The organism is Pseudomonas sp. KH_027 (assembly GCF_057838565.1).
Genome location: NZ_CM174470.1, coordinates 1,103,229 through 1,115,601, shown reverse-complemented (window position 1 = coordinate 1,115,601; position 12,373 = coordinate 1,103,229). Strand labels below are relative to the sequence as shown.

8 protein-coding genes are annotated in these 12,373 nt (G+C 61.9%); 3 read left to right on the top strand and 5 right to left on the bottom strand.

Annotated elements, in window-relative coordinates; genetic code table 11:
* Positions 1-10: 10 nt before the first annotated feature.
* From AC3IYG_RS05160 to AC3IYG_RS05145, 4 genes are all read right to left on the bottom strand, one after another.
* Positions 11-2,752, bottom strand: coding sequence for a winged helix-turn-helix domain-containing protein (locus AC3IYG_RS05160; protein WP_489312677.1), 2,742 nt, complete (start codon positions 2,750-2,752; stop codon positions 11-13).
* A gap of 210 nt (positions 2,753-2,962) precedes the next feature.
* Positions 2,963-4,330 carry a DUF1329 domain-containing protein gene (locus AC3IYG_RS05155; protein ID WP_489312676.1) on the bottom strand — a complete coding sequence of 456 codons (1,368 nt, stop codon included), beginning with the start codon at positions 4,328-4,330 and terminating at the stop codon, positions 2,963-2,965.
* Between the two features lie 31 nt (positions 4,331-4,361).
* Complete coding sequence (locus AC3IYG_RS05150) at positions 4,362-6,230, bottom strand: DUF1302 domain-containing protein (RefSeq protein ID WP_489312675.1); 1,869 nt, start codon at positions 6,228-6,230, stop codon at positions 4,362-4,364.
* 221 nt (positions 6,231-6,451) lie between these two features.
* On the bottom strand, positions 6,452-8,134 hold the full coding sequence (locus AC3IYG_RS05145) for a fatty acid--CoA ligase (protein ID WP_489312674.1): 1,683 nt from the start codon (positions 8,132-8,134) through the stop codon (positions 6,452-6,454).
* 194 nt (positions 8,135-8,328) lie between these two features.
* On the opposite strand from AC3IYG_RS05145, the gene AC3IYG_RS05140 reads away from it, so the two are divergent.
* A complete protein-coding gene (locus AC3IYG_RS05140) occupies positions 8,329-9,504 on the top strand; it encodes a thiolase family protein (RefSeq protein WP_489312673.1) in 1,176 nt (391 codons plus the stop codon).
* Between the two features lie 123 nt (positions 9,505-9,627).
* Here AC3IYG_RS05140 and AC3IYG_RS05135 read toward each other — a convergent pair whose 3' ends face one another.
* A complete protein-coding gene (locus tag AC3IYG_RS05135) occupies positions 9,628-10,260 on the bottom strand; it encodes a LysE family translocator (protein WP_489312672.1) in 633 nt (210 codons plus the stop codon).
* Between the two features lie 79 nt (positions 10,261-10,339).
* Here AC3IYG_RS05135 and AC3IYG_RS05130 point away from each other — a divergent pair, with 79 nt between their 5' ends.
* Both AC3IYG_RS05130 and AC3IYG_RS05125 read left to right on the top strand, forming a co-directional pair.
* On the top strand, positions 10,340-11,305 hold the full coding sequence (locus tag AC3IYG_RS05130) for a 2-hydroxyacid dehydrogenase (protein ID WP_489312671.1): 966 nt from the start codon (positions 10,340-10,342) through the stop codon (positions 11,303-11,305).
* Between the two features lie 44 nt (positions 11,306-11,349).
* Positions 11,350-12,348, top strand: a complete 999-nt coding sequence (locus AC3IYG_RS05125; protein ID WP_489312670.1) for a methyltransferase — start codon at positions 11,350-11,352, stop codon at positions 12,346-12,348.
* The last annotated feature ends 25 nt before the right edge of the window (positions 12,349-12,373 follow it).

Genomic DNA, 12,373 nt, shown 5'->3' with positions numbered 1-12,373 from the left:
CCGCGGGGTTTCAGCGCAACAACCCAAGCCCCTTGGCTCGCGCCACCGCCTGAGTACGCCGTTCGACGCCGAGCTTGCTGTTGATATGCCGGGCGTGGGTCTTGACCGTGTGCAGCGAGATGAACAGCTGCTCGCTGATTTCCTGGTTCGAACAGCCCTGAGCGATCAGCTTCAACACCGCCAACTCGCGCGTACTCAAGGCTTCCGCCGGAGCACCTGGCTCGGCGCTCTGCGGCGCCTCATCGAACGCCGGCAAATTCGCCAACAAGGCTTCGCGCAACACACAGGACGGTCGCGCGGCCAGTTGCTCGCGCAACCACTCCGGGTGCTGCACGAGCAACTCATTGAAGGGTAACAAGCCGCCGCCCGCCGCCGAATCCAAGCTACTGGCCAGCTGCTGCTGAGCCTCACGTTCACGTCCTGCGGCACGCAGCAGCAAGGTCAACTGCACTTGCGCGATGACCCCGAGCAGTTGCCCACCGGCGGTTTGCGCCCGCGCGCTCAAGGCGCGCAAACGGCGCTCGGCGTCTGGCAACCGCCCCTCGATCCGCTCCAGAGCCGCGCGCTGCAACTCGATATGCAATGGCAACTGCGGATGGTATTCCGGCGCCGCGGCCGCCTTCTCCCCACTGTAGGTCTCCGCCAGACGCGCCAGCCAGCTGCCCGCCAGCTCCGCCTGGCCACGCAGCAACCAGAGTTCGCATTTGACCAGGGTGATCATCGCCAGGTAGTAGATCGCCGGCACATCCCAGATATGCATCAGGCGCTCGGCCTCGGCGAGATGGGCGAAGGCTTCCGGCAGGCGCCCACTGCGCGCCTCCAGACCAGCGAGTACACAGTAGCCAATCAGCACGCTGGTATCGCGACAGGCGCGCGCCTCCGCAATCCCTGCAGCCAGACGCACGCGCGCGGCCTCGGGTTGCAGCCTGAGGGTCAGCAGATAGCCTTCATACAAGGTCAGCCGCGCACGCACCGCATACAGGCGTTGCGACGGCAAGCCGCGCAGGCATTCGAGGCCCTGGCGCACTTCTTCACACGAACGCAGCACCTCGCCCCGGGCCTGCAGCACACGCGCCCGGTCGTAATGCGCGAGCGCCTCGAACAAGGGGTTGCCGACCCGCTGCGCCAGCTCCAGGGCATCGCGATTGAGGCCTCTGGCGCGCCATAGGTCGTTACTCACGATCGCCAGGTTGGCCAAGGTCGACAGACACATCAGGCGCTGGCCAAACCGCTCCTGCGGCAGTGACGCCAGCGCCTCCACGCAATAGGACTCAGCCTGCACACTGTCGCCACGGCCGCGCGCAATCACGCCACTCAACGCCAGCCACTGCGCCAGCATCGAACGCTGCGCCCGAGCCGAGGGCGCCGGTAGAAAACGTGACAACTGGCTCGCCAACTCATGCGCAGCGTCGAGTTGGCAGGCCAACGCCAGCGCCCAGGCGTACAACACGATCAACCTCGGCGTGCTGCTGAGCAGGCTCTCCGGCAAATCCATTTTCCAACGCAGCAGCATCGCCACATTCTGCTCGCCCAGCAGTTGCTCCTCGGACAGGTTCTGCACCAGGCTCGCCGCCACATCCCGCTGACCGGCGCGCAGGGCCTGCTCTATCGCTTCATTGAGCAGACCCTGGCTGCTGAACCAGCGACAGGCGCGCAGGTGCAGGCTGGCCGCCGGTTGCGAAGCGGCCGCAGCCGGGCGGGCACGCAACAGGTCGGAGAACAGATGGTGATAGCGGAACCAGCGGCCCTGCTCATCCAGCGGCACCAGAAACACCTGGTGCGCCTGCAAATGCTGAAGAATCGCCGCGCTGTCATGGCTTTCGCGCACCGCATCGCAGAGTTCGACGCAAAAGCGCTCGAGGAAGGCCGTTTCATACAGGAATGCCTGCACCTCGGCGCTCTGGCTCTCGATCACTTCCTCCAGCAGGTAATCTCGAATCAAACCATCGGCGCCGTGCAGCGAATGCGCCAAGCCCTGCGTATCACCGGCCTCCGAAGCCGCCAACAGCCACAGGCGCAACCCGGCCACCCAGCCTTCGCTGCGCAGCAACAGATTGTCGAGGGCCTCGCCTTGCAACGTGACGCCCTGGCTGGCGAGCAGCTCGCTGGACTCCTCGGCGGTCAGGCGCAGATCCTGCTCTTGCAGTTCGAGCAATTGCCGCGACAGACGCAGACGGGCCAGGTGCCAGTCCGGTCGTTGCCGACTAGTGACCAGCAACAGCAAACCTGCCGGCAGGTGATTGAGGAAAAATTGCAGGCAACGATCCAGCACCGCGCCTTGCGCCAGGTGATAGTCGTCCAGCACCAGCAATAGCGGCGTAGCCGGATCGAGGCGCCGGGTCAGCTCATCGAGCAGGCCGTCCAGCCACTCTTCGAACGCGAACGGCTGATGCCGCTGACGCATTTTCAACAGCCCCAGCGCATCCTCGCCCAACCCCGGGAAAAACGGTTGCAAGCCCGCCAGCAAACGTTCGAGAAAACGCCCCGGGTCGCAGTCTCGACGGCTGAGGCCAAGCCATAGGCTTTGCCACTGAGCCGGCAGACGCTCGCAAAACTCGATGGCCAGCGAGCTTTTACCAAAACCGGCCGGGGCGCTGATCAGCAGCAGCCGACCGTCCAACCCGGTCGTCAGCCGCTCGCACAAGCGCGGCCGCAACACGTAACCGGCAGGCAGCGGCGGGCGAAAAAAACGGCCCTCAACGGCAGGAGTGGCGGGATAGGCAAAGCCTTGCGAACTGGATAGGTCAGTCATCACCCGGATCTTGTAATGGTTGCGTCATCGGGAGCGTGAACGTCCAGCAGCCTAGTCGCTTGGCGAACGCATTTGAAGCCCCATGACGGCATTACCTGGCAATTTGCCTGGCATTTAGCCGCGGATATTCGCCAGACGAATACCGGAGAGAAGCGCTGGGCATAAAAAAACCGGCCCTAGGGCCGGTTTTTTAGGCTGCAAGACGCTGGATTAACGCACGCCAGCCTGACGCAGTGCTGCCGGGGTGTAATCGGTTTCCGAAGCGGTGTAGCTGAAGTCGTAGGATTGTTTCTCCTCGTTCTTCATGCCCAGTGCCAGGTAACGGCCGGACAGCAGGTCATAGAGGCTTTCCAGGGTGTACCACGGCACTTGCTTGTCGTAGTAGTACTGGGCGTGCGCCTCAGCCACACGCCAGAGGGTACCGCGACCGTCGTAATGATCGACTTCGGCAGCCTGCCAGGTGTCTTCATCAAGGTAGAAGTCACGCTTGGCATAGATGTGGCGTTCGCCAGACTTCAGCGTACCCACCACATGCCAGACGCGGTGCAACTCGTAACGGGTCAGATCCTGATTGATGTGACCGGCCTTGATGATGTCGCTGTATTTCAGCTGGGGCGAATCGAGCTTGTAGCTGTTGTAAGGAATGTAGATTTCCTTCTTGCCTTCCAGCTTCCACTCGTAGCGATCCGGCGAGCCGTTGTACATGTCGAAGTTATCGGATGTACGCAGGCCGTCTGCTGCAGTGCCCGGGCCGTCATAGGACACCTGCGGAGCACGACGCACCCGGCGCTGACCGGCGTTGTAGATCCACGCCAGACGCGGCTCTTTGACCTGGTCGAGGGTTTCATGCACCAGCAACACGTTACCCGCCAACCGCGAAGGAGCGGTAACCCGCTGCTTGAAGTAGAACAGGATGTTGCTTGTCTTGCTGGCGTCGTAGTCCTTCAAGCTGGCGCGGAAGGTGAACTCATCCTGGAAGTAGACCAGCGAGTACGAGCCGTTCGGTTGCGGCGTCGCCTGGGTGACCAGACGGCGCACGCTACCACCGCGGTAACGGGTGATGTGGTTCCAGATCGCTTCTACACCGTTTTGCGGGATCGGGAACGGATAGGCCTCTTTGAAATCTGCCAGGCCGTTACCGCCCTGCACCAACTTGGTAGTCGTCGCATTAGCCTTGGCCGCAGCGGCTACGTTGGCAGGTACACTTGCCGAACGGTGGGTAGGGAATACCGGAATTTTGTAAGTTTCCGGATAACGCTTGAACATCGCGTACTGGCCAGGGGTCAGCTTGTCTTTGTATTGATCGACGTTTTGCGCGGTGATGGTGAACAGCGCCTTCTCGCTTGGGAACGGATCGGACAGGAAGCCCTTGCTGTCCGCCGTGCCGGCATTCGCCGGCAGACCGCCAGTCCAGGCCGGAATCGAACCATTGGCATTACCCGCCATCTCAGCGCCCAGCGGAGTCAGGGTGGTGCCCAACTTTGCAGCTTCGTCAGCAGAAACGGCAGCCATAACGCCTGTAGCGAGCAAAGACAGTGTCAGAACACCGGTTTGCAACAGACTCTTTGTTATTTTCATTTTCATAGTCTTCCTCAAAGTTCCTGTCCGCTTAGAAGTTCACGCCGAAGCTGAGTGCGACGAAGTCACGATCGATCGAGGTGTTGTAGTCGCCACCGAAGAAATCGGTGTAAGACAGGCTGGACGTGTAGGTGTTCTGGTACTCGGCATCCAGACCGAGGCTGACGGCCTTGGAGCCTTCGTTGAAGATGCCGTTGGCGCCATAGCCATCGACGTCATGGGACCAGGAGATGCTTGGTTTCAGGTTCACACCGGCGATGGCGTCGTTGTAGTCCCAGATGGCACGACCGCGATAGCCCCAGGAGGTGGTGGTCACGAAACCATCGTTTTCGCAGTATTTGCTGGCGTTCTCGGCGGTGGCACTGCCCGCAGCGCTGGCGCCCAAGGCCGCGCAGGTATTAATCGAGCCTGTCGCCGGCAGCGGACCGGAACCGTATATCGGATCACGGCCATAGCGAGCTTCAGAGGTATGTTCCAGCCCACCGACATGACTCACGCCAATCTCGCCAACCAAAGTCATACGGCTCGCGCCCATAACCTGATCGAAGAAATGGGTAAAGGTGGTTTGAAATTGCGTGATTTCTTTCCGGCGATAACCATGCAAATCCTGGCCAGGAGAGCCATCGAGCACCGACGCATTACCAAACAGGCCACCCAGCGGTCCTACTCCGGCAAACAGAATATCTGTGGTATTCAGCTGTACCGGCGCATTCGGACGATAGCTGACCTCACCGCTCCAGGCGGTACCCGTGGGCAGAGTGGTGGAAAAGCTCAAACCGTACAGGCGGATATCTTCGGGGTACTCGATGAAGTACTCCGAATTGCCTGCCACCAACAGCGGAGCAAAAGCCGCCAATGGCCCCGTCAGCGAGCGGGCCAGGTTGAAGGTAGCTTGCGATGCGGCGGTAGCGCTGAAGACCGGACCGCGGCTGTGGTAATTCATGAAGTAGCCGCCAAACTCGGTATCGAGTTCCTCGGCGAAGTAACGCAGGGCCAAGCCATACTGACCGTCGTCATCCGCATCCCGGTCCGGTCCGCGGCGTACCAGCACGCCTTCCTCGTTCGCATCTACGCCAAATCGAGCAGCCAGGGCAGTATTGGCCGGCCCTAGAGCGGTACTGCTACGCAGCACTCGCAGGTTGTCGTCGCAACCATCGGCAATGATATCCGGCTGGGCGAAGAAGGTGCCGCAGTTGTCCGTGACGGTCTGATCCCACTCCAACTGGTAGAAAGCTTCGGCAGACAAGTTTTCGGTCAGGCTTTGCTGCACGAAGAACATATTGACCGGAATCAGGCCTTCCTTGATTTCGGCACCTGGACGACGGAATGCAGACACATCAACCGGGTTGATCGAGTTGATACCGTTCTGGATAAAGGTACTTTCACCCCAACTGACGACTTGCTTGCCCAAGCGCACCGAACCAGGCTGGTCGGCGATTTGGTAGTTGTGGTAAACGAAGGCATCGAGAAGCTGCGCGCCAGAGGATTGGGCACCCTCTTTACGATTGTGATCGTCGATGTCCTTGAACGGACGGCTCTCGTCTTTCAGTTCGAAGTCGTACCAGTACTTGCCACGGACGAACACACCCGTGTCGCCGTATTTCAATTCGAGGTCGTGGATACCCTTGAAGATCTTCGAGAAAGTCTCGCCCTTTTTGAAGTTCAGGTGCGAGTCGTCGGAGGTCTGCGACAGACCATCACCACCGTTATTGGCACCGATCAGATCCGGGTCGCCGTCGCGCGCCGACCAACTGGCACCAACCGACAGCGAGGAGTCGAACTGGCCTTCGATTTCGCCAACATTGAAATTGACCGCGAATGCGGGGGTTGCGATTGCGGAAGCGAGACTGACAGCCAATGGCAGTTTTGCCAGGCGCCAGAACGTTCTTGTTGTTGTCATCGACGCGACTCCATGTGTGTTTTTTTGTTATGGATGGCAGTGACTATAGCTACAAGGTGGTAGCCGATGATCCATCTAAAGTGTGATTTGAGGTCGCCGACCACTCTGGCCCGGTGCTTTCGACTGATCAGTCACGCGGAGAAGACGGTAGATAGCGCGTTTAACGCCCCAAGCGCTTGCTCGGCAAGCTGGCCGCATCACCCGGATGCGGCCGAAAAGCACTAAAGCGTGGACAGGAAGGCGCTGCCCGAGGCCTGCCATTGGGCAATATCCAGACGGATGCGCTTCTTATCCAACTTGCCGACGCTGGTCTTGGGAACTTCAGTAACAAGCGCGATTTGCGTAGGAATCGCCCACTTGCTCAGGTGGCCCAGTTCGACAAACGGCTTGAGGTGCTCCTTCAAACCCTTGGCATCCAGCACCTGCCCCTCACGCACCACCAGCAGGGCAAAGGGTCGCTCACCCCACTGTGGGTCAGGCACGCCGACCACCGCCACTTCGCGCACGGCGGGATGGCGGCTGATCAGGTCTTCCAGCTCCAGGGAGGAAATCCATTCGCCGCCGGTTTTGATCACATCCTTGATGCGGTCACGGATATCGATAACCCCCATACCATCGATGGTGGCGACATCACCGGTGTGCAGCCAGCCCCCCGCCCAAAGTTCGGCGCCCTTCTGCGGCTCGCGGAAGTAACCCTGGGTCAGCCAGGGCGCACGCAGCACCAATTCGCCCTGGGACTCGCCATCGGCAGGCAGGAACTGGCCATGGTCATCCATGATCGCCGCCTCGACCAACGGCACCGGTACGCCAGCCTTGATCCGGTAAGTGGTGCGTTCGTCTTCGCTACCGGCCAGCAACTCGTCGTTGAGGTGCGCACAGGAGATCAACGGGCAGGTCTCGGACATCCCGTAAGCGGCGGTGAGCTGAATGCCGCGGGCCTTGGCCGCCTCGTACTGGGCGCGGGTCAGCGCACTGCCGCCGATGATCAGCTTCCAGCCAGCAAAATCCACGCCTTGCGCGGCCTTGGCATTGAGCACCATCTGCAGAATGGTCGGGACACAGTGGGAAAAGGTGACTTTCTCCTTATCCCACAGTTTCACCAGCAGTTCCGGGTCGTAGCGCCCCGGGTAGACCTGCTTCACCCCGAGCATGGTGGCCACATAGGGCACGCCCCAGGCGTGCACGTGGAACATGGGGGTGATCGGCATGTAGACATCGTCGCTGCCCATCAGGCGAATGCTGTCCAGGCTGCCCAACACGCTGGCCATGGACAGGGTGTGCAGTACCAGTTGCCGATGGGTGAAATACACCCCTTTCGGGTTACCCGTGGTACCTGTGGTGTAGAAGGTGGTGGCCAGGGAGTTCTCGTCGAAATCCGCGAAGTCATAACGCGTACTGGCAGCCGCCAGCAGCTCTTCATACTCGCCGAGCAGGTTTGGCAGTGCGGCTGTCTTTTCGGCCGTATCGGTCAGCAACAGGGTTTTCTCGACCGTGGTCAGGTTGCTGGCAATCCCCTGATAGAGCGGCACGAACTCGCTGTTGACCAGCACGAACTTATCTTCCGCATGATTCATGGTGTAGAGAATCTGCTCGGGCGACAGACGGATATTGATGGTATGCAACACCGCGCCCAGCATCGGCACGGCGAACATGCATTCGAGGTAGCGGTGGCTGTCCCAGTCCATCACCGCCACGGTATCACCGGCCTTCACACCTGCCGCCGTCAACGCGTTGGCCAGGCGCGCGACCCGTTCGTTAAAGGTCGCATAGCTGTAGCGCACGCTCTCGCGGTAGACAATTTCGCGGGTTTTTTCGTAGCGACTACCCGAGAGCAGCAAGCTTTTTACCAACAGGGGATAAGGGTAGGCATTTTCGGCCGGAGGGATGACGCGGGTCTGCAACATGGAAGCACCTACTCGAATACGTGTTGTTTTCTGACTGACCTGCACTCTAGAGGCCGGCGGTCGCCTGGAAATCAGTCCTAAGAATGATTTGCCGGATGACTCTTTGGTCGCTTCCGGTCACGCGGTAGAATCAGCCTCAACGGCCGGTAACGGCCTACCCACACTGAGCCAGCACTGTCACAGAGGTAACTACGATGTCCGATATCGTCATTGTCAGCGGCGCCCGTACTCCCATGGGCGGTTTCCAGGGCAGCTTGTCCAGCGTCCCCGCCGTCGAATTGGGCGCCGTGGCCATTCGCGAAGCCGTGGCCCGCGCCGGTATCCAGGCGGCTGATGTGGAAGAGGTGATCATGGGCTGCGTCCTGCCCGCCGGCCTCAAGCAAGGCCCTGCCCGCCAAGCGGCGCTGAATGCCGGGCTACCCAGCGCCACCGGTTGCACCACCATCAACAAGCTCTGCGGTTCGGGCATGAAGGCCGTGATGCTGGCCCATGACCTGCTCAAAGCGGGGACCAACAGCGTGATGGTCGCCGGCGGCATGGAAAGCATGTCCAACGCCCCCTACATCCTGGAAAAAGCCCGCACAGGCTTGCGCATGGGTCACGGCGAGATCAAGGACCACATGTTCCTCGATGGTCTGGAAGATGCCCGCACGGGCCGGCTGATGGGCTCCTTCGCCCAGGAAACCGCCGACAAATATGGCCTCGGCCGTGAAGAGATGGACGCCTATGCCATCGAGTCGCTCAAGCGTGCCCAGGCCGCTATCGCCAATGGCTCGCTGAATGCCGAGATCGTTCCGGTGAACGTCGTCACCCGCAAGGGTGAGGTGCAGGTCAAAGACGATGAGCAACCGCTGAACGCCAACCTGGAGAAGATCCCAACCCTCAAGCCGGCGTTCCGCAAGGACGGCAGCATTACCGCCGCCAACGCCAGCTCGATCTCCGATGGCGCCAGCGCACTGCTGTTGATGACCGCTGAAGAAGCCGCCCGCCGTGGCCTCAAGCCGCTGGCCAGGATCGTCGGCCACGCCACCCAGAGCCAGGACCCGAGCGAGTTCACCATCGCGCCCATCGGCGCCATGAGCAACCTGTTCAAGAAAACCGGCTGGAACAAGGACGACGTCGACCTGTTCGAAATCAACGAAGCCTTCGCCATGGTCACCATGCTGGCCATCCGTGAACACGGCCTGGATCACGCCAAGGTGAATATCTACGGCGGCGCCTGCGCCCAGGGCCACCCCGTTGGCTCCACCGGTTCGCGGATCATCCTGACCCTGATCAACGCCCTGCGTAATACCGGTGGCAAACGCGGTGTCGCGGCCCTCTGCATCGGTGGCGGCGAAGCCACTGCCGTGGCGGTGGAACTGCTCTAAGGCTCGAACCCGCAGGAACAGGTTGGGCCGCGCTCGGCGAGGCCCAACACTGCGCCCCACTGCTCAACCCGGGTTTGGCAGCCCCGTAGCCTGCATGCCGGGGCTCGTCAGCCCGGCAGCAACCTAGGGTAATTCGGCAAACGCCACCTTCACGCCCAGCGCGATCAACACCGCGCCCATCATTCGATCGAACCAATGCCCCATACGGGTAAAGCCCGACCGCACGCGCTGCTGGCTGAACAGCCAGGCCACCAGACAGAACCAACCCGCCGTAGCCGCCGCCAGGTAAACGCCGTAGCCCGCCTGCACCGGCAGCGGGGTATGCGGGTTGATCACCACGGTGAACAGCGAGAGGAAAAACAGCGTCGCCTTGGGATTCAAGCCGTTGGTGACGAAGCCGCTGATAAATGCTGCGCGTGGAGTACGCTCGACCATCGACATGGCAACCGCGTCGACCGCACCAGCCTGCGCCGGTTTGGCCCGCAGGGCCTTGATACCGATGTAAATCAGATAAGCCGCCGCCAGCCATTTCAACGCGTTGAACAGAACGATCGATTGCGACACGATCAGGCCAATGCCCAGCAGTGAATAGGCCACATGCAGGAAAATCGCGCTGCCCACCCCGAGCGCCGTCCAGGTGCCGGCACGACGGCCGTTGGCCACGCTTTCGCGCACCACCACGGCGAAATCCGGACCGGGGCTGGCCACGGCCAGCAGGTGAATCAGCGCAACGGTCAAGAATTCCGTCCAATACATAGGGCCTCCGCTAAGCCACCAAGTGTCTGTTAGGCTCGCAACCATACGCCCTCAACCGACCGCAAAAAAGGTACAGCTGATGAGTAATGACAGCCGCGCCGTGTTCCTCGATCACGCCTCTCTCGATCTTGGCGATCTCGACCTCGCGCCGCTTCGGCAGGTGTTCGGCGAACTGACCCTGCATGGGCAAAGTACAGCCGAGCAGGTCGCAGAGCGCCTGCGGGGCGCCCAGGTCGCCATCAGCAACAAGGTCGCGCTGACGGCCGAGACCTTTGCCGCCTGCCCGCAGCTCAAACTGGTGCTGGTCGCCGCCACCGGCACCAACAATATCGACCTGGCGGCGGCGCGCGCCCATGGCGTCAGCGTCTGCAACTGCCAGGGTTACGGTACCCCCTCGGTGGCGCAGCACACGTTGATGCTGCTACTCGCCTTGGCCACCCGCCTGCCGGATTACCAAGCCGCCGTGCGCGCCGGGCGCTGGCAGCAGGCGCAACAGTTCTGCCTGCTGGACTTCCCGATCGTCGAACTGGAAGGCAAGACCCTCGGCCTGCTCGGCCATGGCGAGTTGGGTGGCGCCGTCGCCAAACTGGCGGAAGCCTTCGGCATGCGCGTGCTGCTCGGGCAATTGCCCGGTCGGCCGCCGCGCGCCGACCGCTTGCCGCTGGACGAGTTGCTGCCCCAGGTCGATGCGCTGACCTTGCACTGCCCGCTGAACGAACACACCCGCAACCTGATCGGTGCCTATCAACTGAGCCTGATGAAGCCCGGCGCCTTTCTGATCAACAGCGCTCGTGGCGGCCTGGTCGACGAACAGGCGCTGGCCGACGCCCTGCGCCGTGGCCACTTGGGCGGCGCCGCCAGCGACGTGCTGACCCAGGAGCCGCCGACTGCTGGCAACCCACTGCTGGCGGCCGATATCCCACGTTTGATCATCACCCCGCACAGCGCCTGGGGTAGCCGCGAAGCGCGACAACGGATCGTGATCCAGCTGACGGAAAACGCCACGGCGTTTTTCAGCGGTGCGCCTCGCCGACTGGTCGGCTAAGCTGCGCCACTTTTCACGCAATGCCCCAGGTTTAAGGAATACTCATGGACCCGCGAAGCGAAGTGCTACTGCGCCAGCCCGAACTGTTCACCGGCAACCTCCTGCTCGCCGGTTTGCCGGCCGACGATCTGCTCGGCCAGTTGCCCGTCGCCCACGGCTGGAGTTGGCATGCTGGCGAATACGCCTCGCTGCAGGCGCGCTTTGCCGAACGCAGCCAGTTTGGCGTGACAGTAGCCGACGCGCAGTTCGACGCAGCGGTGCTATTCCTGCCCAAATCCCGCGAACTGACGGACTACCTGCTGAACGCACTGGCGGCTCGCCTGCCCGGGCGCGAACTGTTCCTGGTCGGCGAAAAACGTAGCGGCATCGAGCGCGCGGCCAAGCAACTGGCGCCGTTCGGCAAACCCCGCAAGCTGGACAGCGCGCGGCACTGTCAGCTCTGGCAGGTCACGGTCGCGCAAGCTCCTGCCGCACCGGACCTGGAAGCCCTGGCCCAGCGTTATCAACTGGAATTGGCCGACGGCCCGCTGACGGTGATCAGCCTGCCCGGCGTCTTCAGCCACGGGCGCCTGGACCGTGGTACTGCCCTGTTGCTGCAACATCTGGACAAGCTACCGAGCGGCCATCTGCTCGACTTCGGTTGTGGCGCCGGCGTGCTCGGCGCCGCGCTGAAGCGACGCTTCCCGCACAACCAGATCAGCATGCTCGACGTCGATGCCTTCGCCGCCGCCAGCAGCCGCCTGACCCTGGCCGCCAATGGCCTGGAAGCCGAGGTGCTGACCGGCGACGGAATCGACGCGGCACCGCTCGGGCTCAACGCCATCCTCAGCAACCCACCCTTCCATGAGGGCGTGCACACCGACTACCTGGCCACCGAGAACCTGCTGCGCCAGGCCGTCAAGCACCTCAAGCCGGGCGGCGAACTGCGCCTGGTGGCCAACAGTTTCCTCAAGTACCAGCCCCTGATCGAAGAACACCTGGGCCCCTGCCAAACCTTGGCAGAAGGTCAGGGCTTTCGGATCTACCAGGCCAAACGCCGTTAAGCGGTACTTGCCCAAAGCCCGGTGC